Genomic DNA, 26939 nt, shown 5'->3' with positions numbered 1-26939 from the left:
ACCACCTATTGTTCTGATTCTTCTATTTTTCCAGCTAACTCGATCAGCTTTTTAAAGCGATGTTGTAGTCCTGATTTACTAATGGGTTCATTATACTTTTCTTGATAGAGCTCGATAAGCTCATTGAGGCTAGTCTCAGGGTTTTCCATACGTAAATCCCCAACCTGAATGAGGCGTTCTTCAATATGACTGTATCGATTATGTTCGATTAATTTTTGGATTGCATCAATTTGTGCATTCCCGGCTTTTATTGTTTTTACTTCATTCGCAACTTCGCAATTATCAAGACGAGTTAGAGAATTTCTAAAATCTCGTTGAATACGAACATCTTCAAATTCAAGTGTTTTTGAATGTGCTCCTGTTATTTTTAAGAAGTCAGCGATTTGGTCTGCCGCTTTGACATAAACAATGTAGCGTCCGCGACGTTCGGTAACCTTCGCACCTATATCAAACATTTTCATTAAACGCATTATATAGCGAGATAACGCTTCTTCAGCCGTAGAGACTTCTAGATGATAGTTAGCGGTTGTGGGAGCATTAATGCTACCACTCGCTAAGAAGGCTCCTGCTAGATAAGCTTTTGCACAACACTCTTTGAGCGTTATGATCTTAGAAGGTGTTTCTCGCATCCCTTTGGATGAATAGATTCCCACATCTTCTAAAATTTCAATGCCCTTTTCTAAAACTCGCAAGACGTAAACGTTGCTCTTGTTGAGTCGTTGTTTTCGTACCACTGTTAATTCGATTTGAACTTCGTATCGATTCTTAATTATTTGATACATTCGTTTTGCAATCGCTGCATTTTCTGTTTCAATTTGTAATTGCATCTGCTTATTAACAATCAGTAAATTTGAGTTTATATGTAAAAATGCAGACAATAAAGCACGTTCGCAACATGGCTTGAACGGAACGGTAGTTATTTCATGTTTTACTTCACTGCTAAAGGACATCCTAATGCCTCCAAAACTTCTTTGAATCCTTTTTCTACTTTATCATGATCATGACGGATACGATTGTTGTCAAAATGTAATAAATCTTGTTGTAGAACAGGATAGGTATGATTTTGTGTTCTAAAGAGAACCGGGTAACTATTTTCTTCTTCGTAATGTTCCAAGACTTCTTTTGAAATTGGATCTGAAGCTGCTACGACTAGATCAAGTGATGCATCAATGTGCTTGAGAATCGCATTAACATGATCTTCTGCAGTATAGCCATCAGTTTCTCCAGGCTGGCTCATTGCGTTACAGTAATAGACTTTTTTTGCTTTCGTTTTACGAATGGCTTCTTTAATTTCGGGAATGATGAGATTTGGTAGAATCGATGTATATACAGACCCCACACCCATTACTATTACATCCGCTTCCATAATTGCTGCAACAGCATTCTCTGTTGCTTTCACATCCACATCGTAGTAGACGTGATCAATGGTGTTGCTATACTTAGGGATATTGGATTCTCCACGTACAATGGTACCATCTTCCATACGAGCACATAGGGTAATAAAATCCATCGATGCCGGGATAACTTCTCCTTTAACATTGAGAACTTGTGACAGCTGCGTGATGACTTCCATAAAGTTTCCAGACGCAGTTGCAAGCGCAGTGAAAATTAAGTTGCCTAAATTATGCCCAGCCAATGACGATCGTGTTCCTTCATCGAAGCGATAGTTCATAATAACTGAGAGTAACGTTTCTGACTCGGCAAGCGAAAGCATAACGTTTCGAATATCACCCATTGCGGGTAAATTAAATTCTTCGCGCAAACGCCCTGTACTTCCACCATCATCAGCGACAGTTACGATTGCTTTCAAATTAATTCCTTCAACGTTCTTAAGTCCGCGAAGTAGTGCAGATTGCCCTTTTCCACCACCGACAACTACAACATTCATACGGTTTTTTCGTCCTTCACATCACGATGGTTTTTGAAGGATGTGTAGTCTTTACGGTATTGATCATAGAGCCAATTAACAATTGACACAGAACGGTGTTGCCCCCCTGTACAGCCAATCGCAACAGTTAATAAATGTTTGGATTCTTCCACGTATTTATCAAAGGAATAGTCCAAAAATGGTTTCAAATATTCTAAGTACTCTTGAGTTTTGGGATCATCCAATACGTAGTTGTAAACTGCGACATCGTTTCCAGTTTTTTCACGAAGCGATTCTTCCCAATATGGATTGTTTAAGAAACGTACATCGAAAACAAGGTCTGCATCTCGTGGTAAACCTTTACGATACCCAAATGAAATGAAACTAATATTTAGCGTTTGTTTACCTTCAACACTAAAGAAGCGTTGAATTCTTTGTGTTAAATTTTGCGCTGTTAAGAATGTCGTATCTATGATAATACTTGCGAATGATTTAATTTCGGAAAACTCTGTTATCTCCGCATCAAGTCCTTCTTCAAGGCTATTTGCAAGACCTGCCACCACAAGCGGATGGTTACGACGGTTGTATTTGTATCGTAAAAGCAGCTGCTCTTTTGAGGCATCCAGGAAGAGCACCGTTAGTTCGGCATCAATACCTTTTAAACGTTTATAGAATTTAAAGAAATCTTTTGCAGTTACTGATAATGCAACATTTTCATATCCAGGCGTTTTCTTTGCAATAATTTCATCAATAAGATTATCAATCAAAGCAGCAGGGAAGCGGTCTATACAATGATAGCCCATATCTTCTAAGACAGCCATTGCACTGGTTTTTCCTGCACCTGAAAGTCCGGTTACTAATACAATTTTTGGTTTATTTAGATGATTCATATTAACACCTCTTACCTCTATTATAGCAAAAATCTAAGGTTATACCTTAGATTTTAGATTTTGTATATGGTGGAATGCGTTTTGTGCTGTAATCGCACCATCACTTGTTGCAGTGACGATTTGACGTAGATGTTTTTGAATAACATCACCTGCACCAAAGATTCCAGGAATGACAGTCTCCAATTGTTCATTTACAATTAAATACCCTTCTTCATCAACCATACCTTCATGATTTTCTAGGAATCCCGTTGCTGGAATCGCACCAATATATGGAAAGACTCCTTCCGATGCAACATCTAATTCTTCACCGGTTTCAACATCTTTGAATTTGATACCGCCAACTTTTCCTTCATCTGTAACAATATAGTCTACAGGAACGTGTTTACGGATTACATTAATTTTTGGATTATTAAGTACTTGACGTTGATTTGCTTCGTCACCACGGAATACGTCACGACGGATTACAAGGTCAACTTTATTTGCAAATTGTGTTAAGTATACCGATTCCTCAAGCGCGGAGTTACCGCCACCGATAACAACGACATCTTTGTTTTTAAAGAATGCGCCATCACAAACTGCACAGTATGATAACCCTTTTCCTAAGAGACGTTCATCATCAGCAAAACCTAATGTGCGTTCATTGGTTCCGGTAGCAATAATTACAGCATGTGTCTTATACTCAGTGCCACTCGCTTTTACGATTTTCCATTCCCCTTCATCGATGATTTCTGATACTTCACCATAAATGTATTCAGCTCCGTAAGCTGTGGAATGTTCAAACATTTTCATGGATAAGTCTACACCTGAAACATTATCGACTCCAGGATAATTACATACGATATCTGTTTTGATCATTTTTCCACCAGGTGCTTCATATTCTAACATTGCTGTTTTCAAACCAGCACGCCCAGCGTAGACTGCCGCAGTTAATCCCGCAGGTCCTGCTCCAATGATAATTACATCATAGTTATTGTCCATTCATGATCCTCCTTCAAAATTTCTTGAACTTCGCGTAAGTCATCAATCACACGATTTGGATTGGTCTCACGAAGTTCTTTCTCACGCATTTTATCAAATACGTAACCAATTGTAAATGAACCTGCCCGCTGTCCAGCGATGATATCACTTGGGGTATCTCCAATATAGATAACACCACCTTTATCGACATTCATCTGTTCTAGGGCAAGATCGATTCCCGCAGGGTCAGGTTTTTCAGGATTGAAGAGATCGCTTCCCAATACAACTTCGAAGAAATCTTGCATTTCGAGAAGTTCAACGCCAACCATAAGGGATGCCGTTTGTTTATTCGAGACAATTCCCATACGGTAGCCATCATTTTTTAAAGCAGTTAAAACTTCTGTTGCGTGTTCCATTTCGGTGACGTAATCCGCATGCATTGCAATATTTATTTCACGATATTCATCAATAATGGCATCCACGCGATTAGCATCAAAATGCTTCATAAACGTATCTTCTAACGTAGGACCTAAGAATGAACGAACTTCTTCATCACTTAAGTTATAGTCTGGTTTATGGATTTCAAATACTTTTTTAAATGTTTTAATAATAAGTTCTTGTGTGTTTCCAAGTGTTCCATCGAAATCCCAAAGGATAATTGGCTTTGGTTTCCCAATAATTTTTTGGAATCCACCAAGATATCCAAACAAGCCAACAAGCAAGAATATAACAGATATTAATTGTGCGATACGAATATTGAAGAAATATAGACTGTCTGTTCGAAGCCCCTCAATAAAGAATCGTGTAGCACCATACCACATAAGATATGCAAATGTTAGATCACCACGTTTGATACGACTGAAGCGTTTCAAAACGAGCACGATGAGAATCCAACCAACGATATTAGCAACACTTTCATAGAGGAAAGTGGGATGGTGGTAATTCCCATTGATAAACATCATGTCTTTGATAAATGTTGGAAATCCATTAAAGAAGGATTCTGGAACGATACCGCCAAATGCCTCTTGGTTCATGAAGTTTCCCCAACGACCAATTGCTTGTGCAATCAGAACATTAGGTAAAATTAGATCAGCCGCTTGAACAAAATTGATGCGCTTACGCTTCATGTAGAAATAGCAGAAAATTGCGCCGGCAATGAGGCCTCCTTGAATTGCGAGTCCTCCTTCCCAAATTTTAAAAATCATCATTGGATCTTTGAGGTATTGTTTAAAGTCAAAGAATAAGATATACCAGATACGTGCTCCAGCAAATCCACTTAATAGTGTTCCAATAAAGATGTCATCGATATCGTCCGCTTTATAACCCACTTTTAGTAAATTACGTTTACTGATAACGAAAGCAATAATTGCTCCTGTCATGATAAGTACTGCATACCACGTAATCGATACAGGTCCTATTTCTAAAAATATTTTAGTGTTTGGAAAAAATTCAATCATTATTTATGCTCCTCATTTTGTTTTTGAATAAAGTTCATGACGCGGGCATCAAATTCCGCAGCAGTGTCAACGCCTCGTTGTTTCAGAATGAAATCACGCACTGCTGATTCTACCAATACGGCCATGTTTCGACCTTCTCGGACTGGAAATACTAGGTGTGGAATTTGTAACCCAAAGGCATCATAATGAGCATCTTGTTCTATTCCAACGCGTCTGTACTCTTTTGAATCGTCCCACTTTTCAAGTTCGACGACGAAATCAACTTCTTTCGCTTCGAGGTAAGCATGAGTCCCAAACATTTTTGTAATATCAATGATTCCGATTCCTCGAATCTCTAACATTCCGCGTAAAAGTTCAGGTGCTGAGCCAATAATCATATCTTTGACACGACTAATATCAACACGATCATCAGCAACCAATGAGTGACCACGATTGATGAGTTCAAGAGCTAGCTCCGATTTCCCCATTCCACTGCCACCAATAATAAGTACGCCACGACCGTAGACATTCATGAGTCCTCCATGAACATTTGTTGTTGGAGCGAGTTCCTCATCTAAGAATGTCACCATATCAACCATGACATCTGAACTTGCGCGTTCGGTTCGGAATACTGGGAAATTTTTCTCAGTCGCAATTTCAGCTAGGACTTTCGGCAAAGGATTACTACTTGTAATTAAGATAAGCGGTGTTTCTTCCGATGTCAGAAAATCCCATGGTTTGAATTGTTCAGATTCTGGTAAACCTTTAATAAATGCTGTTTCCTTTTTACCGATGATTACGATCCGTTTATTCTCTGCATAATCGAAGAATCCGGATAATTCAAGTCCAGGACGATTCGTATTGGGTACTGTGACCAAACGATTTAATGATGCATCATCTCCGGTTAATTGTGTAAGCTTTAAATGTTCAACAAGTACACGTACTGTTGTTGTTTTTCTTTCTTCCATAACTACCCCTTATCTAATACTTTTTTCAAATACTGTCCTGTATGACTTTCGGCCACTTTAATAATAGCTTCTGGTGTTCCTTTAGCAACAAGTGTTCCTCCGCCGTCACCACCTTCAGGTCCTAAATCAATAACATAGTCTGCATTCTTGATTACATCAAGGTTGTGCTCAATAACGACGACTGTGTCACCATTATCAACGATATGTTGGAGTACACCAATCAGTTTTTCTACATCGTAACTGTGCAATCCTGTTGTTGGTTCATCAAGAACAAACATTGTTTTTCCTGTTGAAGGACGTTGAAGCTCACTCGCAAGTTTTACACGTTGGGCTTCTCCACCTGATAGTGTTGTCGCTGATTGCCCTAACTTAATATAACCAAGTCCTACATCACTCAACGTTTGCAATCCTTTACGAATTTTAGAAATTGCATCAAAGAAAACAACACCTTCATCAATACTCATTTCTAAGACATCATAGATAGTTTTATCTTTGTATCGGACTTGCAGGGTTTCTTCGTTATAGCGGCGTCCATCACATTCTGTACATTTAACATAAACATCTGGTAGGAAGTGCATAGAGATACGTTTGACACCATCACCTTTACAGACTTCACAACGACCTCCTGCTACGTTAAAGGAGAAACGGCCTTTATCATACCCACGCATCTTCGCTTCTTGAGTCTTCGCAAAGAGATCACGAATGTCGTCAAAGACACCTGTATACGTTGCCGGATTTGAACGTGGTGTTCGACCTATCGGGTTTTGATCAATCGTAATTAGCTTATCAATGTTTTCAAGTCCCTTAATACGTTTGTGTTTTCCTGGTTTGATACGTTGACGACCTAATGATTGATAGACTGCTTTGCTTAATACTTCATTAACCAGCGATGATTTACCGCTCCCACTGACCCCGGTCACACTTGTGAGTGTACCGAGTGGGAATTTTATTGTTAGATTCTTTAAGTTATTTTCACTTGCTCCAACAATTTCAATCGCAAGTTTATTTCCTTTACGACGCTTCGTCGGAGTTGGAATTTTACGGCGACCACTTAGATATGCAGCAGTTAATGATGCTTCATTATCAATAATTTCTGATAATGGTCCATTCGCAATAACTTCACCACCGAGTGCTCCAGCACCAGGTCCAATATCAACAATCCAGTCACTTTCTTCCATTGTTTCTTCATCATGCTCGACAACTAAAAGTGTATTCCCTAAATCCCGCATATTTTTCAAGGTTTCAATGAGTCGGGCATTATCGCGTTGGTGAAGTCCAATAGATGGCTCATCCAAAACATAGAGAACACCTGTAAGGCGTGATCCGATTTGCGTTGCAAGACGAATACGCTGCGATTCGCCTCCAGAAAGACTACCTGCAATTCGATCTAATGTTAAGTAATCCAACCCAACATCTTTTAGGAATGACAAGCGCCCTACGATTTCTTGAATTACAAGTTCTGCAATTTCGGCTTTCATCGGTTCAAGTTTCAAATGCTCCATAAAATGAAGTGCGTCACGAATTGAATGATGGGTAAATTCACTAATATTTGTGTTATCTACTTTGACACTCAGTGCACTTTCATTCAAACGAGAACCATGGCACGTTGTACATGTTGATTCACTATGGAATGAACCATACCACTCGCGAGAAGATGTTGAGGTTGTTTCTTGGAAACGACGCTCAATAAGATTCACAACACCTTCAATTACTTCTGTTCTATGGAACACATTCCCAGAACGTGATTCAATGATATACTTCACTGGGACTTGCGATCCATACAGTAAAATATCGAGTTTTGCTTTCGGAATTTTATTGATTGGTGTGTCCGCATTGACCTTCGCAAATTTCATCAGTTGCTCGAATGTTTGCCACTCAATATTTTGACTACCAACAATATTTTTGTAGTAGCGAATGCCACCTTCCATAATCGTTAACGTAGGATCGGGAATGAGATAATCAACATCAACAGATTGAGTAATACCTAATCCGTTACATGTATGACACGCTCCCATCGGAGAGTTAAACGAGAAAAGACGCGGTTCAATCGACGGAACACTGAAGCCACAGACTGGACATGCAAATTTACTAGAAAAAACATGAATTTCCGAACCGACTTTAACATTTACGATTCCATCGCTAATCTTTATTGCTGTTTCGAGTGAGTCGCTCAAGCGGAAGCGACTGTCTTCTTTTTTGATAACACGATCGACAACAATTGAGATTGAATTTTTCTTATTCTTTTCAACTGTATACGGTTCATCAAGTTGAACCATTTCTCCATTAATATATGCGCGGACAAATCCCTCTTTACGCATGGATTCAAGAAGCTCTTTATGCTCTCCCTTTTGATCCTTAACAATTGGCGCTAGGATTTCGAGGCGTGCTTGATCTTCAAAATCCATAATGCGATCAACCATTTGTTTGATTGTTTGCGAGGTAATTTCAATCCCATGGATTGGGCAGTATGGAACACCAACACGGGCATACATAAGACGTAAGTAGTCATAGATTTCAGTTACAGTTCCGACTGTTGAACGCGGGTTATTACTCGTTGTTTTCTGATCAATCGCAATTGCTGGCGACAATCCTTCAATTAGCTCAACATCAGGCTTTTCCATATTCCCCAAGAATTGACGTGCATATGAGCTGAGTGATTCAACATAGCGACGTTGCCCCTCTGCATAAATCGTATCAAAAGCAAGTGAGGTCTTTCCGGAGCCGGATAGACCTGTCATGATTACCAATTTATTACGTGGGATTTCCAAGCTTACATTTTTTAAGTTATTTTCTTTTGCACCTTTAATTACAATTTTATCGTTGTTCATAATACCTCCAAACTTGTATCTCTTATTATATCATGGATTGAGTAGAGATTTGCGTCCTTGCGCAACGCAAGAATTGTATTTCGAATCGCGTGATATTGGCCACGATCATACGTAAAATGTTGGTTATCCGCTACGCGATCAGCAACGATTTCATAAAGTGACAATAGTGTCTCTAACGCCTCCCAAATCAATGCTGCGTCTGATAAATTATAGGTCGTCATAAATCGTGCCCACATATCCTCTTCGATGAATACTTTCAACAAACGATGATTCTTACCAAGACTGATTTTATGATTTGTTTTGTTACCTACCATCCATGTCATCATCTTCAATAACTCGTCGCGCATGATTGATAAGTGATCAATGGCGTACAAAAGCTCCTTCCGCTTCAACCCTTTGGTTACATAAAGCGATAGCCATAAGAATTCATTAACACTGTCTTGATAATCTGAATGTGTTGCTTTTTGAATCCAGTATTTAGAATCATCGGGTTCCTGTAGGTCATATCCCTCCATCATGCCTTCTTTATCCATGATTATTTTCACAAGCGAATCTGATTGCAAATACGTCGCTAAATCTGTGACTGGGACGAACATTAAATCAACACGATCACCATTTTCAAACTGCATCAAAAAAGTAGGCCATGGCTGATCACTTCCCATGTCCGTTGGTACTTGCATAATTAAGCGCTTCGGAAAAAAATCCAACCAACTGCGATCTTTCACAAAGATTGAAACATCTTCAACAATATAAACCACATCATAATCCTGCCAAGCATCAGCGCCTACATTCGTATTCACGCGAGAGCCATTCATTGCTACAACATAGATGTACGGGCTTTGTGCCGCAATATCTTTAACGATATCCATCAATTGTTCATTTTGGTGCATAGTGATTCTCCATTCCCATTTGTTTCATTATACGGTCAATTCATGTTGCTCGCAAAACGAATTGCAATAAATACTGCATGTTTCAAGAATGTTTCACTCAAAAAAAAAGCAACCCGAAGGTTGCTATAGATTTTCTGATTTCATTTCCATGATAACATCACGAAGCTGTGCTGCACGCTCGAAATCGAGAATAGCGGCCGCTTCACGCATTTCTTTCTCAAGACGTTCAATCAACTCAACAATTGCTTTCTTATCACGTTTTCCACTTCTAACTTTGGCAGTTAGAGCAGCAGTTTCTTTTCCAGCAATAATCTCACGAACTGGTTTAATGATAGTAGTTGGTGTAATGCCATGTTTCTCATTATACGCAATTTGAATATCACGACGACGTTGTGTCTCATCAATTGTACGTTGCATTGAGTCAGTTATTTTATCAGCATACATGATAACATGACCATTCGCATTACGCGCTGCACGTCCTACAATTTGGACAAGTGATCGATATGAACGTAAGAAGCCTTCTTTATCTGCATCCAAAATTGTGATTAAACTTACCTCAGGGAGATCAAGTCCTTCACGAAGTAAGTTAATTCCAACGAGAACATCATATTTGCCCAAACGCAAATCACGAAGAATTTCAATACGTTCTAACGTTTTGGTCTCATGATGAATGTATGCTACTTTAATGCCAGTTTCTAATAAGTAACTGGTTAAATCTTCCGCCATTTTTACAGTAAGCGTTGTAATCAACACGCGTTCATTACGATCGCGACGCACTAAAATTTGATCAACAATATCATCAACTTGGCCGCGACTTGGTTTAATTTCTAAGGTCGGATCCAACAATCCTGTTGGTCGAATAATTTGCTCTACAATTTCATGATTAACCTTTTCCATCTCATAGTCGCCCGGTGTTGCAGAGACATAAATTGTTTGATTTTGGACGGTTTCAAATTCTTCAAAGGTCATCGGTCTATTATTCAATGCACTCGGCAAGCGGAACCCGAATTCAACTAAGGTCCGTTTCCTTGATTGGTCACCATTATACATTCCACGAATCTGTGGAAGGGAAACGTGCGACTCATCCACCACAAACAAATAGTCGTCTGGGAAATAGTCGAAGAGCGTGTATGGTCTTTGCTCCGGTGGTCGCCCATCAATATGCATTGAGTAGTTTTCGATACCCGAAGTTATTCCAAACTCACGAAGATTCTCTAAATCATACTTTGTTCTTTGCTCAAGTCGTTGATACTCAACAAGTTTATTTTCCTTTTCAAAATACTCTAGACGCTCTTTTAACTCTTCTTCAATTGCATCTGCTGCAATTTTAATTTGATCCATATCGCGAGCATATTCGTTTGCAGGAAATATATCATAAATCTTATAACCTTGCTTTACATTACCAGTAATGCGATCAACTTCAACAATACGATCAATTTCATCACCAAAGAATTCGACACGCACAACGATATCATCCGTATCCCCACGTACAATTTCTACGACATCGCCACGAACTCGAAAGGTTCCCCGTGATTGCTCAATATCATTCCGAACATATTGGCGCTTAACAAGGTCCATCAACAGTGTTTCGCGCGAAATTTCTTGGCCAACTCGCATGACATAAAGCATTGCCTTATAGTACTCGGGATCGGCAGTAGCATAAATGCTCGCAACTGAAGCAACAATAATCGTATCACGACGTTGTAAGACAGAGTTTTGAGCCGCATGACGCAGCATATCGAGTTCTTGGTTTATCATCGAACTCTTCTCAATATACGTATCCGATCCTGGTAAATATGCTTCTGGTTGATAATAATCAAAGTTTGAAACAAAATACTCAACACGATTATGTGGAAAAAACTCTTTAAACTCCGAATACAGTTGACCCGCCAGTGTCTTATTATGAACAAATACAAGCGTAGGACGGTTCAATTCCTGAATGACCTGTGAAATCGTAAACGTTTTACCAGTACCCGTTGCCCCTAAGAGTACTTGATCTTTCTTACCCGCAAGAATACCTTCAGTTAGTTCCTTAATTGCTTTAATTTGATCGCCCTTTGGTTCAAAACGGGATTCTAGTTCAAATTTATGATCCATGTTTCGCAACCTCCAATGCTTTAATGAGTTGAACGTCATCAACGGCACGATTACCATTCCAAGTGTATAAGACAGAACTATACATCCGTTGTAAAAGCGTTTGGTTTATTGTTCCATCAGTATTTATTGTTTCCGCATTTGCATATGCTAAAATCGCGTCACGTGTAGCACTATCATAGTAACCATCCGTGCGACCATTGTGATATCCAAGATATGTTAGCGCATGTTGAGCATAAGATGCTGCGACACTGACCGTATCATAGGCATATTCTGATGTTCCAATGAGCGGATATGATGCGTAGAATACATCCGGTAACTTAACTTCATGATCCGGTAAAATACCAACATTATTGATACTAATATCACTTGGGCTGCGCCATTCCGCAATTGTGATTTTCAAGTTAGAACTGTCACCATAGATTCGTTGCGTTTGGACTGTCCCTTTTCCATAACTCTTCATACCGACTGTTTTCGCTCCGAGATTTTCGGTTAAAGCTAATGTAAGGACCTCTGAAGCACTCGCAGTCCCCTCATTAATCAAAATCGTAATATCGTCAAACTTATAGTTTGATGCGACTGAATTTTTAACCGTATAAGTTTCTGTTTTACCATTCGTAAAATGTTCTTGATAAACGATTGCCCCTTCATCCAGGAATAGGCGCGCAACATCCTGAATCGCATCCAAATAACCGCCACCGTTATCACGTAAATCGATAACTAAATTTTTGACGCCCTTGGCTTTAAAATCTTTTAAAATCGACTCCGTTACATCAGCAAGACCACGTCCAAATGATTTCATTTCAAGATAGCCAACCCCTGGTTCAATAACTTCACCAAACGCTAATGCTTCAACACGACCCCGAACGATCTCCAAAGTAACAGGTTTGCCCGCTCTTAAGACTTCCATCTTAATCGGTTGTCCTGCTTCACCTTGAATCATTTCTTTAATGGGGATGTCACTTGAAAACGTTGAAACACCGTCCACTTTTGAAATTACATCACCAGCCAAGATTCCACCAGCTTCAGCAGGCGATCCTTTGATAACGTTGGTAACCATATTTGTGTCAGCAGCTTCCATATATGTAACCCCGATACCGACGAAAGACATATTGATCGAATCATTCAATTTCTTCGTTTCTTCATCCGTCATATACACAGTATGCTGGTCACCATTCCGCTGTAACATTCCTTTGATGGCATTTTCAACCAACGTCTTATCAGGATCTTCCATATCATTAACAAAAAACCAACTTGAACGGACATCTGAGTAGACACGCTCAAAAAGAGCAAGTGCCTCTGAGTTCTTACCATTACCTATAAAACTATTTAGAAGCCTATTTCCTTGCCATCCTAGCAAGAATGCAATAACGACCGCTGATGCAGTCGCAATGATAACCTTCTTTTTCTTTTTTTCTCGGTTAATTTCGTCAGGCCATTTATGACGCTCTAGACGAATTTGATGTTTGTTATTTTCTTCTTTATCCACGATTCCACCTCAATGTACTAAGTTTATCACAGCACATAATAAAAATCCCAGTTAAGGGATTTATTTCAAGTATTGTTCAATTTCTGACAGAAACTGATTTCGTGTTTCTTCCATGTGCACTGTCTTGCAATGTAGCCATGTGACATTCTTAATACCCACAGTTCCAAACAGCGCTTCGATCATTGTTTTGTTAATAGGATCGCCAATATGTTCAAAGATTTCTTTACTTATGTTTCCAGTTGTAAAAACTGCAGCTTTATTGATATCCAATTTCCCAACCAAATTATGATTTTCATCCATATCGTAAGTATGTCCTTTTAAAAGCACCTTGTCAAAAAAACCTTTGAGCATAGCCGGTGCGCCATACCACCAAACAGGAAATACAAAGATGACTTCATCACTTGCTTTCAAGCGCTTCATGTAATCTTCAGCTTTCGGATCGTTGTACTCACCTTTGCCAAACAATTTCAAATCTTCTGCGTGAAATGCAGGATCAAACCCGTCTTGATGCAGATCGATGACATCTACATCGTGACCTTTCGCAAGCAATTGAGCTTTCGTTACTTCTAAAACGTGATGATTAAAACTTCCATCCCATGGATGTGTATATACGATTGTTGTTTTCATTTTGAATCCTCCATTGTCTATTTTATCAACCACGCTTATCCACACATGGTATAATGACCTTAAAAGTGGAGGGTTTATATGAAATTAGCTGTTTTCTGTGGTTCGCGCGATACAAGCAATCACAATATTGTGAAAGAAGCAAAGATTTTAGCAAAGACATTGGTATCTAAAGATATAACGATGGTGTATGGTGGTGCGCGATCAGGCATTATGGGGATAATCGCTGATGAGATGATCGCATTGAATGGTAAAGTCATTGGCGTCATGCCCAAGATTTTGGTTGATAAAGAAATTGCGCATCCGGGACTTACAGAACTTGTAATTGTAGACGACATGAGTGTTCGTAAAACGATGATGAACGAGATGTCTGACGCCTTCGTCGCATTTCCTGGAGGTTGTGGCACAATGGATGAAATTTTTGAAGTGATAACATTAAATCAAATTGAATACTTCAACAAACCAGTTGGTTTTGCAAATATTGATGGTTATTATGACGGAATTCATGAATTCTTAAAAACATCCGTAGCCAACACATTTATGTACCCATCACATCTTGAAGCAATTCAATTTGAAGCAACATCAGTAGCAATTGTTGATGCCATAGTAAAAGGTGTATCTCTGAACTAATTTGTTCACTGATACACCTTTTTTTTAAACACCTAAGAATGCTTCTGGGTCAATACGGCACGGTGTTGATCCTTTATATTCACAACGACTGCTTTGACCACGGTCAGAACCACCCAAACCAAATTGAGCAGTACGCCATGTGCTATTCCACATTGACACTCCTTCTGAAACCGAACCGACTCCTAGATCAAATATTTCAATATGGGCGTGTGATCCGATAGAATTTCCTGAGTTTCCGACACCGCCTACTTGTTGACCTTGGCTCACAACGCTACCTGGACCAACCTTAAATGATCCATTCGCCATATGCATGATCAACGCACCATAGACTTTGCCATTTGATTCGAAAATCATTGATAGATGATTTCCAAGACCACTATTGCAACCAAAACTTGAATAAGTATCACATCCACCTTGAGTTACCACAACTACGCCATTACCAACAGCATAAATTGGTTCAAAATAACCAGCTGATAAGTCCACTCCAAGGTGCGTTCCACCCCAGCTGTATCCCCATACTGATTCGGTTTTTCTTCCGGTTGGTACAGGACTTGATAAGCCATTAGTTGGAGGGATTGCATTGATCGCATCGGCAGTTGCTTGGTCAAGTTCGATTGCTGCTTGAACTTGTGCCTCTTGCATTTCAAAGTTAACTTTTTGAATGACTAATTCATCATAAATTTTTTGTACGCCAGCTTGAAGATATACAATATTTTCTTTGTCGACAACGACTAAACTTTTATTAAGTTCGATATTCTCAATTTCAGTTGCGACCGCAGACTTTGTTTCTTCGAGCGCTTGTTTTTGGGTCTTAAAGTTATCAATAAGCGATTCATTATAGCGACGAATACTATTCATTCCTACAACACGACGCATAATATCGGAGAAATCAGTTGCGCCCATAAGGAATTCAATATATCCGTTGACACGCATGTTCATTTGACTCTGAACCATATACGTTTTAATTTCTTCCTCAAGTTTTGCAATCTCAGTTTCACGAGTTTGGATTTCAACTTGGAGTTCTTGAATATGTTGTTCCTTTTGCGCGATTTCAAGTTCTAGTGTTTTTATATTCGCGTCTAATGCAGTAATCTGATTTTCAAACTCTTGAATAAGTCCAAGATTTTCCATCAAATTCGTCTCAATATCTTTAAGTTTATTTGAGATTTCATTTTTTGCTGCTTGATTGTTTTGAGCACGCTCTAACAAGTACGCACGATACTCACGACAAACTTGCGCAGATGACTCCGAATACGAGCTACAAAGTTGATCATACTTTCCAGGATTGGATTCGAAATCATCACGATTACTAGCAAATATCGGGGCAAGTACGCCAAGTAGCATCATTAAAATAATTGAGATAATAATTGTATTTTTTAAGATTCGTTTCATGTTCACCTCATCTATTGATTATGTGCTGTATACATAGCGACCTGGATCTGTTCGACATGGATAGCCTCCACGATAATCACATAGTGATGAATTTCCACCACTTGATCCACCAAGTCCAAATTGAGCAGTTCGATGACCATTATTCCATAGATTTAATCCATCAACGACAGTACCAGGCCCCAAATCGAAAATTTCTATATGGACGTGTGGCCCTGTAGATGTTCCTGAGTTTCCAGTGTAACCAATCACAGTTCCAGCAGGAACAACAGCAAGTTGTCCAACTGCGGTACTTGATAAGTGCATGAATAATGCGCCATATGAACGATCGCCATCTTGGAAAATCATTGAAATATGATTTCCGAGCCCACCGTTACATCCATCAGCATTATTCCCGCAACCACCTTGAGCAACTACAATGACTCCATTACCAATTGCTCTTAATGGTGTGCCAATGTCCGCACCTAAATCATTACCGAGATGCCATCCACCCCATGGGTACTGCCATACACTGGCTGTCAATGACGTACCCGGAACAGGATGATATATGTCGGTAGAACCTTCTCCAGGTCCAGGATCCGGGTTTCCAGGATCTGGGTCTCCAGGATCAACCGGTTTGCCAGGATCTGGTTTTTCAGGCTCTGGTTTTGGTACCAAGACAAGATCGCCAATTTGACTTGCTAAATCGTTACTAATTGTAATTTCACTTTGAACTTGGGCATCCGCCACATCCAAAATGTCTTTTTGTTCAGATAATTTCGCATAGACATACTGAATTTCCGCTTCATATGCTTTTGCGAGTTCACGTTCAGATTCAATTGCCTTTTTATTCAATTCAATCGCAAATTTCTCATTTTCGATTAATGCGCGATCTTCTTGGAGTTTCAATTGTTGTACTTTAAATGCATCAATCATTTTCTCATTTGATCTCTTAATAGCATTCAAACCTTCAACGCGTCGAATGATATCGGAGAAATCAGTTGCTCCCATTAAGAATTCGATGTATCCATTGACACGCATGGTCGATTGACTCTTAACCATGTATGCTTTAATGTCTTCTTCTAATCCTTTAATGTCTTCCAATCGTTGCGCTATTTGAATTTCTATAAGCGCAATTTGAGCCTCATTTTGTACAATTTGGGCCTCTAACGTTTTAATTTGCGTTTCAAGATCCTTTATCTTTCCTTCATACTCACCAAGGATTGATAAATTGCTCTTTAAATCTGTGTCTACTTTTTCACGACGGCTTGCAATTTCAGCACGTTCTGCTTCTTTATTACCAGCACGGCGTTCAAGGAATGAGCGGTACCCATCACAGGTTGTTTTAACACTTTCACTTTCTATTCCGCGACACAGCTCTTGATAGTAAGTGAGGTTATTTTCATATTCATCATCAGACGTAGCATAAACAGATGTTGATACTAAGATCATCATTGATAATACTGTCACTACTTGAATTGTGTTTCGAAATAGTTTTTTCATCGCGTCCACCTTAAGAACTTCCCGACAGAAAAGACACTACCAATTGCTCCAACAGTTGAACCAATTAGTGCCAATACAATAGATATCTGGTATACCATCGGTGTTGGTGATACCAATACAAACATTTTTGAAAATAAGAATCCACCGACTGATTCAAATAAATATTGATACCCGAAGATTGTGATAAGAATTGGAACAAACGAGCCAATTAAACCAATCAACATTCCTTCAATAATAAATGGCCATCTGATGTACCAGTTAGTAGCACCTACGGTACGCATAATACCGATTTCACGACGACGTGAATGAATCGATACACGAATCGTATTTGAAATTAAGAATACTGCAACTACACCCAATGCAATGACGATTGCAAATCCAATATTACGAACTTGCTCCAAACCGTGCACAAAAGTAGATGTCGCATCACCACCGTAAATCGCATCATCAATACCTTCAATTTTCAGTATTTCCTGGGTAATTTGTTTCAAATACTCACCCTTTTCAGCTTGAACTAAAAATGTAAGTGGCATGGGGTTAGACTCACCTCTGAATGATCCGAAGAGTAACTCTGCGTCTTCACCTGAGTTTTTTATAAACATCTCTAGTTCTTCTTCCTTCGAAGAAAAACCTACAGATTTTACATTGGGAATAACCTCAATTGCTTTAGAAATTCGGTCGATGTTTTCTTGACTCTCATAGTTATTATTAACGTGAACAGCGATTTGAACACTCTCTTCAATTTGTTTCGTGATGACACCAAGGTTTGCACTTAACAATAAGAAAAGCGCCATAATTAATAGCGTCACTGTAACAGATGAAATACTTGATAACGACAGCGCAAAGTTACGCACCATTCCCAAGAATCCTTCTTTAATATGTCTTAATACTCTATTCATGACTGATGTATCCTCCAGATGTTAAATCTGCAACAATATGTCCAGCATCTAAGGCAATCGTACGTTTTTTGTTATTATTTACAATATCTACATCATGCGTAACCATAAGTACAGTTGTTTCTTCTTCTCGATTTATACGCTCTAATAACATAATAATCTCATTTGATTTTTCAGGGTCTAAGTTACCCGTTGGTTCATCGGCAATAAGCAATTGAGGCTTATTCGCAATCGCTCTTGCGATAGCAACTCTTTGTTGTTGTCCACCACTTAACTCTTGAGGGAACGCATTCGCTTTTTCACTCAAATCAACCAACCTTAAAACTTCACGAACACGTGATCGAATCTTGGCGTTTGGTGTATTCACTACTTCGAGGGCAAACGCAATATTCTCAAAAACAGTTTTACGTTCTAAGAGTTTGAAATCTTGAAATACGACACCAATTCTTCGTCGATAAATAGGAACTTTGGAATGTCGTAACTTTCCAACGTTATAGTCTCCTACATTAACACTTCCTGAAGTTGGAATTTCTTCACCATCTAGGAGCTTAATTAGTGTGGATTTCCCACTACCAGTAGGACCAATTATGTAGACAAATTCACCTTGGTCTACAGATAGATTGATGTCATATAGTGCATTGACACCATTTTTATATTTTTTTGATACGTCTTTTAGTACTAGCATCTATCTCTCACTCCTTTATTCATTTTAAATTATAGCATACGACTTTTGAAGTTTGCGTGAAACTAGACCGTCCTAAAGCCCTTGCCATGGACTTCCGTTGCATTCGAAACAACTAAGAAGGCTTCCGAATCTATCGAAAGGACCGCCTTTTCAAGGTCATTGTATTGTTTTTTACTGATCACGGTCATGACAATTTCTTTGCGATCTTGCGTATAACCACCACGTGCTGTAATGATTGTTGAGCCACGATCAATATTATTATGAAGATAATCTAAAATCGACTCATACTCATCTGAAATAATCGTAACTTGTCGTGCATCTATCCCACCAATGAGGGATATTTTATCGATTGCTTTTGTTGACGCATAAATGGATATGAATCCCATAAGAACCTGATTCAACGTGTAGCTGTGGAATCCCAAGAGTACTGTAGCTGCATCTACTGCAAAAATATAGACCGACACACGGACTCCCGTATAACGCGATAAAATGAGAGGTGGTATGTCCATCCCTCCTGTACTTGCACCTGTTTTAAATGTTAATCCGAGACCAATACCCATAAAAATACCACCAAACAGTGATGCGATTAGAGGATCAAGTGTTGCATTGAACGGAATTAAACTCAATAAATTAACGAAAAGCGGATATAATATGCTACTTGCCAGTGTTTTTAATGCAAACTTTTTCCCCAAAAATACAAATCCCATTAAGAAAGCGAGCCCGATTATGATGTTCATCATAATTCTCGGCTCCACCCTTAAAATAGGATAAAGGGCGACGGCAACTCCTGCCACACCGCCCGATAAAATATTGTTTGGTAGAATAAAGAATGTAACACCACACGCAAGCACAAAATTTCCGAGCACCAATAAGAGTGCATTTGTTATTTTGTCTTGGTATTGTTTCATCTATACACCTACGTTCATTTTCAAGAATGCTTCAATAAAGTCATCAATTTCACCATCTAAAACATCATCAACTTGGCTTGTTTCATGCTTTGTACGATGATCTTTTACCATTGAATATGGATGCATAACATATGAACGGATCTGTGATCCCCACTCTATAAGTTTTTGCTCCCCTTTGATTGCCGCTAGATTTGCTTGTTGTTGCTCAATTTCACGTTGGTAAAGTTTACTTTTGAGCATCATAAGCGCTTCTTCTCGGTTTTGCAATTGACTTCTACCGGTTTGGCAAGTCACGACTATTCCCGATTCTTTGTGCGTGATACGTACTGCAGAATCGGTTTTATTAACGTGCTGTCCACCTGCTCCAGATGCGCGCATTGTATCGACATCAATATCTTCTGGATTGATCACAATTTCAATACTATTGTCAAATTCTGGCGCGACATCAACCGATGCAAACGATGTATGGCGTCTACCTGACGAATCAAACGGGCTTATTCGCACAAGACGATGCACCCCTTTTTCAGCTTTTAAATAGCCATAAGCTAATGGTCCACTGACTAAGAAAGAAACTGCTTTTAGGCCTGCCTCATCACCATCCAAATAGTTAAGAACCGAGACTTTGTATTTTTTGTCTTGTGCCCAACGTGTATACATACGATACAACATCTCCGCAAAGTCCTGGCTTTCAGTTCCACCAGCACCCGGATGTATCTCTACAATTGCATTTTTTTGATCGTAATCATGACTCAGTAAAATCATTATTGAGAACGAATCTAGTTCCTTCTCAATATCTTTAACTTCTAGTTCAAGCATTTCTTTGAACTCTTCATCGAATTCTTCCTTGAGCAATGCTAATGTATCAAGACCATCATCAATGCGCTTTATTAGTTGATTATATGTTTCAACTATTTTTTTAATTTGGTTTAGTGTCTGAATATGTTGGGCACTTTTTTTATGGTCATCCCAAAACCCTTCAACCACCATCTCTGCTTCTAATGCTTCTACTTTGCTTTGCTTTTGAGCTAAGTCAAAGTGAATCACCGAGCGCTTTCAGTGAATCTAATGATTCTTCTAAAATTTGAGCTATTTCAAATAATTCCAAAATTCATCACCCTTGTCTATTCTTTAAATCTATTGTCTGTATTCAATTTTTACATTGATGCAGAACATTACAATGTCCTGAGCGATTGCTCCTAGCATCTCGTCAAACATTTCAAAGCCTTCATTCACATATGCTTGTAGTGGTTTTTCTTGAGCATAGGAACGTAAATGAATTCCTTCGCGTAACTTGCTCATTGCATCGATATGATCGATCCAAGAACGGTCAATCATGCGAAGTGCCATATCTTTTTCGACACGTGTAAATTGGTCAGATACTTCCGCAATTTTCGCTTCGTAACGACCCCATGCATCGCCAACAATAAATGCTTGAAGTTCATTCACATTCATGGCACTTAAAGATGCTTCATTAACGGCATCAGTAATAAGGCCCAGTTTTTCAAGTGCTTCGACTAAGCCATTGATATCGACTGACTGGTCTTTACTTTCCATATTTCTAAATGAGCCAATTGTATTTGAGATAACACGTTCGAACATTTCAAAAATGATACTATGAACATCATCATTTTCAAGAATGTAGTTACGTTGTTCATACATAATTTCGCGTTGTTGACGTAAAACATCATCGTAATCAAGCAATGTTTTACGAATGTCAAAGTTAATTCCTTCAACACGTTTTTGTGCTGCACTAATTTGTTTTGTTAGAGTTTTATTTTCAACCGCAACATCGCCAAGACGTGATGTGACTGATTCCCAACGTTCACTTCCATAACGAATCATAAGGTCGTCTTCAAATGATACGAAGAAACGAGACATTCCCGGATCTCCCTGACGTCCTGAACGACCACGTAACTGGTTATCAATACGACGTGATTCGTGACGTTCACTACCAATCACCGCTAATCCTCCAAGTGCACGTGATTCGTCATCTAGTTTGATGTCAGTTCCACGACCAGCCATGTTGGTAGCGATTGTTACTGAACCTTTACGTCCTGCGCGTTCAATAATTTGCGCTTCACGAGCATGGTTCTTAGCATTCAAAATTTCATGTTTGATTTTGCGTTGTGTCATCATCATACTTAGATACTCTGATGTTTCAACTGCAACAGTACCCACAAGTACAGGTTGTCCTGTCTCATGAATTTCTTTAACTTGTTGAATAAGTGCTTCAAATTTAGCTTTCTTCGTTCCAAAAATTAAGTCTTCGTTATCCATACGTACTACTGGTCGATTCGTTGGAATGACTAAGACACGCATATTATAGATTTCTAAGAATTCTTCTTCTTCAGTTTTAGCTGTACCAGTCATCCCAGATAATTTGTTGTAAAGACGGAAGAAGTTTTGGTATGTAATCGTAGCAAGTGTAACACTTTCTTGCTTGATAGCGACATTTTCTTTTGCACTTAGTGCTTGATGTAAACCATCCGAATACTCGCGACCCTCCATCAAACGACCTGTAAATTGGTCAACGATTACGATTTGGTTGTCTTGAACAACATACTCAATATCTTTCAACATTGTGTAGTTTGCCTTCAAAGCATTATTGATATGGTGAAGTAATGCTGTGTTGTCTAAATCATAAAGGTTATTTACTTTAAATGTATTTTCTGCTTTTTCAACACCTGACTCCGTAAGCTGTACAGTTTTTGATTTTACATCAACCACATAATCAGCACCTTGTGAAAGTTTCTTAGCAAATTTATCTGCCTGTTCATACAAACGAGCGCCTTCACGAGCACCACCTGAAATAATTAAAGGTGTACGTGATTCATCAATAAGAATCGAGTCAACCTCATCGATTAACGCGAAATTAAGTGGACGTAATACGCGATCCTCGATACGAGTAACCATGTTATCACGTAAATAATCAAATCCTACTTCAGAGTTCGTCGTATACGTAATATCCATTTCATATACTTCTCGTTTTTGAGATGCAGATAATTGACGTAAGTTTGTACCTACAGTAAGTCCTAAGAAGCGGTGAATTTCACCCATCCACTCCGCATCACGAGACGCAAGGTATTCATTAACTGTAATGACATGAACACCTTTGCCATCTAAAGCGTTTAAGTAAGTTGGTAATATTGCCGTTAATGTTTTCCCTTCACCGGTGCGCATTTCAGCGATATCGCCACGATGTAAGATGATACCCCCCATTAATTGAACAATATATGGAAATTCTCCAATTACACGGTATGCGGCTTCACGTGCAACCGCAAAGGATTCAACCAATAAGTCATCCAATGTTTCACCATTGTTGAGGCGTTGTTTAAAGATTTCTGTTTTGTTTTTTAGCTCTTCGTCTGAGAGTGCGCGAATCTCATCTTTCAGCGCATCAATAGCATGAGCAGTCTTTTCTACTTCATTAAGAATTTTGCGGTCTCCGCTAAATAAATTATTAAAAAATCCAGCCATATTTCATGCCTCCATTCATTTTTTATTGTATCATAATCATTATTGATATGAAATCATTAAAAAAGTTGGCAGATGCCAACTTTATCTTTAGATTCTAACGATGTTATGTGCCTGTAAGCCTCGCTCGGTATCCATTAATTCGAACTCGACATCAGTTCCTTCTTCGATAGTCTTGAACCCCTCCATCACAAGGTGTGAATAGTGAAAGAATACATCACTATCTTCTGTTGTTGTGATAAATCCGAATCCTTTGTTCTTATTGAACTTTTTTACTTTTCCTTGCATTTCAAATCCTATACCTTTCTACATCTGACATGTTTGATTATACGTCAGAGCCACTTAAAAGACAAGTGAAATCGCTTACTTTTATTTTTCGAAACGCTTAGAATATGAAATTGAAATCCCCTTAACACTTTTAACATAAGGCTTAACAAGTCTCATACAAGCCTCTAAACTCGACCCTGAACTAATAATATCATCAACAACTACTACATCTTTGTTTACTATTTCTGCGAACGCAACTAGGATAATATTATTAGTGATGTCGGTTCGATCGGATACGTTAGTTTGGTCGTGTAATGCTTTGTTTTCAAAAATAGAGTGCGAGACAATTCCCGCAGAATCAAGAAGATACTCGACATGATGAAAACTTCGTGATATTTGAGAATCTAGACGAGACGGAACTACTACAACCATTTTCCCACGTGTGTATTTCTTTAATTTTTTCTTAATTCGCCACATGATTGGTTGCGCTAATGAACGATCACGGCCATCTTTATATCGCAACAGCAAGACCCGAACCGTAGTTTCGTATTTATAGAAACTGAGCACCTTAAATTCTCCAACATTTAAATTCAATACGTTTGTTGATAGCTGGCATAATCCGCACAAATGCGGACTATCCAAAAAAAAGTCAATTATGCCTTTTCCTGTATCGACTGATTTAAAACACCCCGCGCAGCATCGTTCGCAGTTTTGATTCGATTGACACACGATTGTAACGAAGTTGAATACTCGCGACAGTAGAAAACAACAGTACCTTTTAATGGTTTCATCCCTCTCATTACCCGCCCCGTAATTTGAACAAGTGACGACTCACTAAAAACCCTGTGATGTGCTTCATAAACACAAACATAACAATTTTCGAAAGTCACGCCCCGCTCTAAAATTGTGGTACAAACAATCCAATTTCGCTTTTCCCGAAATGTTGATAAAATACTTTCCTTGTCAACACATTCCGAGGTTATTAACGCACACCGTAAGAGTCGCGATATATACTTTCCTATTTTCATAGTTGGTACGAAAATAAGTACCATTTCCTGTTTCAAATTCATAAGATCTTGAAACAATGTGATTATTGGAAAATATCGACATTTGACAATAGGGACTGGTAGAAGTTTACCACTGGGCCGCAATGGAACAACAATACGATATACATGAGCAATATCATATGTGGCAGATAGATATAAAAACGTTCCTCGACAAGCTAGTTTTGCGAAACGCACAAGTAGGTCATCGTTTACATACGGAAATGCATCCGGCTCATCAAGTATCAGGACATCAAAATACTGAGGATAACGAAATAGTTGATGTGTTGTGCAAACAATCAAATCACCCGACAATTTATCAACACATCCACCAAATACTGCAGTAACATGATAATCATCCAAATATGACTGAATTCGTTCTGCTAGTTCGACCACGACTTCCCGTCTCGGAATTGCCCACCCAACATGCAATCCCTTTTTAAGGAGATATCGTAAAACAGGAATACAGATTTCTGTTTTACCCGCTCCACAAACTGCATCAACAAAGATTGACTGTTTCAAGATACGATCCAAAATCTGATCACTCGCACGTTGCTGTATATTTGTTAGCTTTAAAGAGCGCTTTTTCCTTGCATTTTGATGGGTTAGACTCGATTCTTCTTCGAGATTAAAATATTGCATAAAGCAACATCTCTTACAAAATGTCTCCGAAATCAAGTTTGCGTTATCCTCCAAGCACTTCCAACAGATTCTCATTACATCACCTCTAATAAATACGAAGAGTATAATCGTAATCCTAAAAAAAAGTAACAGTTCAAACTGTTACCATGGTTTTATATCATTTCCGACAACAAAATAGCTTGCTTTCGCATACTGGGCTAATGGGTCATCTGAGTAAGAATCAGAATAAAATGACTCCATTTCAGATAAATCATACAACTCTCGCATACGACGGACTTTTTCAGCAGCATAACAGTTTTCACCATCATGAGCCCCAGTATATTTATCCACCCGACTTGCGATTAAACTTAATCCCAATTCTTCAACAACAATCGGTTCCAAAAGAAACTCAGGAGAAGCAGAGATAATTAAATCATCATCACGACGTTGATCAAAGTACCATTGTTTAATTTTGTGCTTATGCTCTGCCCAGAACTCTAAAACACGTAGATCAATATCCTCAATCTCTTTAAAATACTCATAAAATACAGTTTTCATTTCAGTTTTACTGATTTTACCGCGTTTGTAATCAGCAGCAGCTTTCGTTTGCTTCAACCATAACTTAGATAGCTTCTTATCTTTTCTTAAGTTAAACTTGTAAAAGTCAATTGAACTATCTCCATCATAAATCGTTTTATCCCAATCATATACGTTCATAATAACCCTCTCTTTCACGCTTTTGCTCACGCAACATTAAGTATTTTTCTCTCATTTTAAGGTAGACCTGCGCTGTCTGAAGACTGTCATCAAACCCACGATGACCAATCTTTCGCTCAACGCCAAAATACTCACATAAAGTTTCTAATTTGTGGTTTTTAATATTTTTATTTAACAATCTTGAGATACGGAGTGTATCAATATAGTCATTATGCATGATACCATCCATACAAACACTGTAAGCGTCGTAAATCAAAAAGTAATCAAATTGGACATTATGACCCAAAATAATATCATCACCAATAAATGCAACCACTTTCTCTATCACTTCTTCGATATAAGGAGCGCCTTCAAGCATCTCATCTGTGATGCCCGTTAAGGATACCACAAAAGGAAGGATACTATTTCTTGCCTTAACAAGTGTTGAAAAAGAATCCACTACAACACCACTTCGATAACGGATTGCGCTAATCTCTGTAATGTCATGAAATTTATTACTTCGACCTGTCGTTTCTAAATCGATTACTGTAAAGTTTGTTACAAATTGCAACAAATTTTTGCCTACATATCGCATAACTACCTCTGTTCTAGAGATATTGTAACATAACTATCCCTATACTAAAACTAAGCATAAAAATAACCCCACCAGCAGGGTTATTCCTAAATTCAAATCTCAACCGCACCACCAAGGTGCGGTTGTTTTTGTATAATAAAAGGAGCCCACCCGACTAAAAGGAGCTCCCATATGAAGTATAAGCAATTAAATAAAAAAATAAAAGACCAA

General features: G+C 38.6%; 24 protein-coding genes. 1 reads left to right on the top strand and 23 read right to left on the bottom strand.

Translation table 11 applies throughout. The annotated features are described in order from the left end of the window. Positions 1 to 5: 5 nt before the first annotated feature. The 11 genes from whiA to GVV20_RS04870 form a co-directional block, all read right to left on the bottom strand. On the bottom strand, positions 6 to 950 hold the full coding sequence (gene whiA / locus GVV20_RS04920; protein WP_159741577.1) for a DNA-binding protein WhiA: 945 nt from the start codon (positions 948 to 950) through the stop codon (positions 6 to 8). Continuing rightward, the gene (locus GVV20_RS04915) at positions 929 to 1888 is read right to left on the bottom strand and encodes a gluconeogenesis factor YvcK family protein (protein ID WP_159741578.1); all 960 of its coding nucleotides are present in this window, start codon (positions 1886 to 1888) and stop codon (positions 929 to 931) included. The genes whiA and GVV20_RS04915 overlap by 22 nt, the downstream gene beginning before the upstream one ends. After that, positions 1885 to 2757: an RNase adapter RapZ gene (rapZ, locus tag GVV20_RS04910; protein WP_159741579.1), complete on the bottom strand. Its 873-nt coding sequence runs from the start codon at positions 2755 to 2757 to the stop codon at positions 1885 to 1887. The genes GVV20_RS04915 and rapZ overlap by 4 nt, the downstream gene beginning before the upstream one ends. 39 nt (positions 2758 to 2796) lie before the next feature. Next, positions 2797 to 3735 (bottom strand): NAD(P)/FAD-dependent oxidoreductase, encoded by a 939-nt coding sequence (locus GVV20_RS04905; protein ID WP_159812806.1) that lies wholly within the window; start codon positions 3733 to 3735, stop codon positions 2797 to 2799. Then, positions 3714 to 5171: a prolipoprotein diacylglyceryl transferase gene (lgt, locus tag GVV20_RS04900; RefSeq protein WP_159812808.1), complete on the bottom strand. Its 1458-nt coding sequence runs from the start codon at positions 5169 to 5171 to the stop codon at positions 3714 to 3716. The genes GVV20_RS04905 and lgt overlap by 22 nt, the downstream gene beginning before the upstream one ends. After that, positions 5171 to 6118, bottom strand: coding sequence for an HPr(Ser) kinase/phosphatase (gene hprK / locus GVV20_RS04895; protein WP_159637734.1), 948 nt, complete (start codon positions 6116 to 6118; stop codon positions 5171 to 5173). Before hprK ends, lgt begins: the two co-directional genes overlap by 1 nt. Before the next feature lie 2 nt (positions 6119 to 6120). After that, the gene (uvrA, locus tag GVV20_RS04890; RefSeq protein WP_159741153.1) at positions 6121 to 8946 is read right to left on the bottom strand and encodes an excinuclease ABC subunit UvrA; all 2826 of its coding nucleotides are present in this window, start codon (positions 8944 to 8946) and stop codon (positions 6121 to 6123) included. Beyond that, entirely contained in the window at positions 8943 to 9836 is an 894-nt protein-coding gene (locus GVV20_RS04885) for an aminoglycoside 6-adenylyltransferase (protein WP_159741154.1), read from the bottom strand. Before GVV20_RS04885 ends, uvrA begins: the two co-directional genes overlap by 4 nt. 123 nt (positions 9837 to 9959) lie before the next feature. Next, entirely contained in the window at positions 9960 to 11933 is a 1974-nt protein-coding gene (gene uvrB / locus GVV20_RS04880) for an excinuclease ABC subunit UvrB (protein WP_159741155.1), read from the bottom strand. Next, entirely contained in the window at positions 11923 to 13419 is a 1497-nt protein-coding gene (locus tag GVV20_RS04875) for a S41 family peptidase (protein WP_159741156.1), read from the bottom strand. The genes uvrB and GVV20_RS04875 overlap by 11 nt, the downstream gene beginning before the upstream one ends. A 60-nt stretch (positions 13420 to 13479) precedes the next feature. Next, positions 13480 to 14046 (bottom strand): NAD(P)H-dependent oxidoreductase, encoded by a 567-nt coding sequence (locus tag GVV20_RS04870; RefSeq protein ID WP_159741157.1) that lies wholly within the window; start codon positions 14044 to 14046, stop codon positions 13480 to 13482. A gap of 78 nt (positions 14047 to 14124) precedes the next feature. Here GVV20_RS04870 and GVV20_RS04865 point away from each other — a divergent pair, with 78 nt between their 5' ends. Further along, positions 14125 to 14673, top strand: a complete 549-nt coding sequence (locus GVV20_RS04865) for an LOG family protein (protein ID WP_159741158.1) — start codon at positions 14125 to 14127, stop codon at positions 14671 to 14673. A gap of 24 nt (positions 14674 to 14697) precedes the next feature. Here GVV20_RS04865 and GVV20_RS04860 read toward each other — a convergent pair whose 3' ends face one another. The 12 genes from GVV20_RS04860 to GVV20_RS04805 all read right to left on the bottom strand — a co-directional run bounded on the left by GVV20_RS04860 (position 14698) and on the right by GVV20_RS04805 (position 26729). Then, positions 14698 to 16065, bottom strand: a complete 1368-nt coding sequence (locus tag GVV20_RS04860) for a murein hydrolase activator EnvC family protein (protein ID WP_159741159.1) — start codon at positions 16063 to 16065, stop codon at positions 14698 to 14700. 18 nt (positions 16066 to 16083) lie between these two features. Continuing rightward, positions 16084 to 17544: a murein hydrolase activator EnvC family protein gene (locus GVV20_RS04855; protein WP_159741160.1), complete on the bottom strand. Its 1461-nt coding sequence runs from the start codon at positions 17542 to 17544 to the stop codon at positions 16084 to 16086. Then, positions 17541 to 18443, bottom strand: coding sequence for a permease-like cell division protein FtsX (ftsX, locus tag GVV20_RS04850; RefSeq protein WP_159639520.1), 903 nt, complete (start codon positions 18441 to 18443; stop codon positions 17541 to 17543). Before ftsX ends, GVV20_RS04855 begins: the two co-directional genes overlap by 4 nt. Next, positions 18436 to 19125, bottom strand: coding sequence for a cell division ATP-binding protein FtsE (gene ftsE / locus GVV20_RS04845; protein ID WP_159639521.1), 690 nt, complete (start codon positions 19123 to 19125; stop codon positions 18436 to 18438). The genes ftsX and ftsE overlap by 8 nt, the downstream gene beginning before the upstream one ends. A gap of 62 nt (positions 19126 to 19187) precedes the next feature. Next, positions 19188 to 20033 (bottom strand): YitT family protein, encoded by an 846-nt coding sequence (locus tag GVV20_RS04840; RefSeq protein WP_159741628.1) that lies wholly within the window; start codon positions 20031 to 20033, stop codon positions 19188 to 19190. Next, positions 20034 to 21138, bottom strand: a protein-coding gene (gene prfB / locus GVV20_RS04835) for a peptide chain release factor 2 (protein ID WP_201287532.1) whose coding sequence is annotated in 2 segments (ribosomal slippage) — positions 20034 to 21065 and positions 21067 to 21138 — 1104 coding nt in all. Because the reading frame shifts where the segments join, the coding sequence is not laid out codon by codon here. Positions 21139 to 21167: 29 nt separating this feature from the next. Next, positions 21168 to 23510 carry a preprotein translocase subunit SecA gene (secA, locus tag GVV20_RS04830; protein WP_159812810.1) on the bottom strand — a complete coding sequence of 781 codons (2343 nt, stop codon included), beginning with the start codon at positions 23508 to 23510 and terminating at the stop codon, positions 21168 to 21170. A gap of 87 nt (positions 23511 to 23597) precedes the next feature. After that, positions 23598 to 23795, bottom strand: a complete 198-nt coding sequence (locus tag GVV20_RS04825; RefSeq protein ID WP_159637761.1) for a cold-shock protein — start codon at positions 23793 to 23795, stop codon at positions 23598 to 23600. A gap of 81 nt (positions 23796 to 23876) precedes the next feature. Next, positions 23877 to 24341 (bottom strand): phosphoribosyltransferase family protein, encoded by a 465-nt coding sequence (locus tag GVV20_RS04820; protein WP_159741676.1) that lies wholly within the window; start codon positions 24339 to 24341, stop codon positions 23877 to 23879. Positions 24342 to 24427: 86 nt separating this feature from the next. After that, positions 24428 to 25459, bottom strand: a complete 1032-nt coding sequence (locus GVV20_RS04815) for a DEAD/DEAH box helicase (protein WP_159741675.1) — start codon at positions 25457 to 25459, stop codon at positions 24428 to 24430. Positions 25460 to 25600: 141 nt separating this feature from the next. After that, complete coding sequence (locus tag GVV20_RS04810) at positions 25601 to 26155, bottom strand: haloacid dehalogenase-like hydrolase (protein WP_159741674.1); 555 nt, start codon at positions 26153 to 26155, stop codon at positions 25601 to 25603. Then, entirely contained in the window at positions 26142 to 26729 is a 588-nt protein-coding gene (locus GVV20_RS04805; protein ID WP_159741673.1) for a 3'-5' exonuclease, read from the bottom strand. Before GVV20_RS04805 ends, GVV20_RS04810 begins: the two co-directional genes overlap by 14 nt. Between the last annotated feature and the right edge of the window lie 210 nt (positions 26730 to 26939).

Source organism: Erysipelothrix aquatica, assembly GCF_009828775.2.
Taxonomy (GTDB): Bacteria; Bacillota_I; Bacilli_A; order Erysipelotrichales; family Erysipelotrichaceae; genus Erysipelothrix; species Erysipelothrix aquatica.
Note: the sequence above shows the minus strand (reverse complement) of the source record. Positions and strands in the feature narration are given on the sequence as shown.

What these genes read in the sequence shown, in the direction of transcription:
- lgt (WP_159812808.1), bottom strand. Translation starts at nt 5,171, where the DNA reads ATGATTGAATTTTTTCCAAACACTAAAATATTTTTAGAAATAGGACCT.
- GVV20_RS04860 (WP_159741159.1), bottom strand. Translation starts at nt 16,065, where the DNA reads ATGAAACGAATCTTAAAAAATACAATTATTATCTCAATTATTTTAATG.
- ftsE (WP_159639521.1), bottom strand. Translation starts at nt 19,125, where the DNA reads ATGCTAGTACTAAAAGACGTATCAAAAAAATATAAAAATGGTGTCAAT.
- GVV20_RS04840 (WP_159741628.1), bottom strand. Translation starts at nt 20,033, where the DNA reads ATGAAACAATACCAAGACAAAATAACAAATGCACTCTTATTGGTGCTC.
- rapZ (WP_159741579.1), bottom strand. Translation starts at nt 2,757, where the DNA reads ATGAATCATCTAAATAAACCAAAAATTGTATTAGTAACCGGACTTTCA.
- GVV20_RS04825 (WP_159637761.1), bottom strand. Translation starts at nt 23,795, where the DNA reads ATGCAAGGAAAAGTAAAAAAGTTCAATAAGAACAAAGGATTCGGATTT.
- whiA (WP_159741577.1), bottom strand. Translation starts at nt 950, where the DNA reads ATGTCCTTTAGCAGTGAAGTAAAACATGAAATAACTACCGTTCCGTTC.
- GVV20_RS04865 (WP_159741158.1), top strand. Translation starts at nt 14,125, where the DNA reads ATGAAATTAGCTGTTTTCTGTGGTTCGCGCGATACAAGCAATCACAAT.
- GVV20_RS04885 (WP_159741154.1), bottom strand. Translation starts at nt 9,836, where the DNA reads ATGCACCAAAATGAACAATTGATGGATATCGTTAAAGATATTGCGGCA.
- secA (WP_159812810.1), bottom strand. Translation starts at nt 23,510, where the DNA reads ATGGCTGGATTTTTTAATAATTTATTTAGCGGAGACCGCAAAATTCTT.
- GVV20_RS04805 (WP_159741673.1), bottom strand. Translation starts at nt 26,729, where the DNA reads ATGCGATATGTAGGCAAAAATTTGTTGCAATTTGTAACAAACTTTACA.
- GVV20_RS04915 (WP_159741578.1), bottom strand. Translation starts at nt 1,888, where the DNA reads ATGAATGTTGTAGTTGTCGGTGGTGGAAAAGGGCAATCTGCACTACTT.
- hprK (WP_159637734.1), bottom strand. Translation starts at nt 6,118, where the DNA reads ATGGAAGAAAGAAAAACAACAACAGTACGTGTACTTGTTGAACATTTA.
- GVV20_RS04815 (WP_159741675.1), bottom strand. Translation starts at nt 25,459, where the DNA reads ATGCAATATTTTAATCTCGAAGAAGAATCGAGTCTAACCCATCAAAAT.
- ftsX (WP_159639520.1), bottom strand. Translation starts at nt 18,443, where the DNA reads ATGAATAGAGTATTAAGACATATTAAAGAAGGATTCTTGGGAATGGTG.
- GVV20_RS04810 (WP_159741674.1), bottom strand. Translation starts at nt 26,155, where the DNA reads ATGAACGTATATGATTGGGATAAAACGATTTATGATGGAGATAGTTCA.
- GVV20_RS04870 (WP_159741157.1), bottom strand. Translation starts at nt 14,046, where the DNA reads ATGAAAACAACAATCGTATATACACATCCATGGGATGGAAGTTTTAAT.
- uvrB (WP_159741155.1), bottom strand. Translation starts at nt 11,933, where the DNA reads ATGGATCATAAATTTGAACTAGAATCCCGTTTTGAACCAAAGGGCGAT.
- uvrA (WP_159741153.1), bottom strand. Translation starts at nt 8,946, where the DNA reads ATGAACAACGATAAAATTGTAATTAAAGGTGCAAAAGAAAATAACTTA.
- GVV20_RS04855 (WP_159741160.1), bottom strand. Translation starts at nt 17,544, where the DNA reads ATGAAAAAACTATTTCGAAACACAATTCAAGTAGTGACAGTATTATCA.
- GVV20_RS04905 (WP_159812806.1), bottom strand. Translation starts at nt 3,735, where the DNA reads ATGGACAATAACTATGATGTAATTATCATTGGAGCAGGACCTGCGGGA.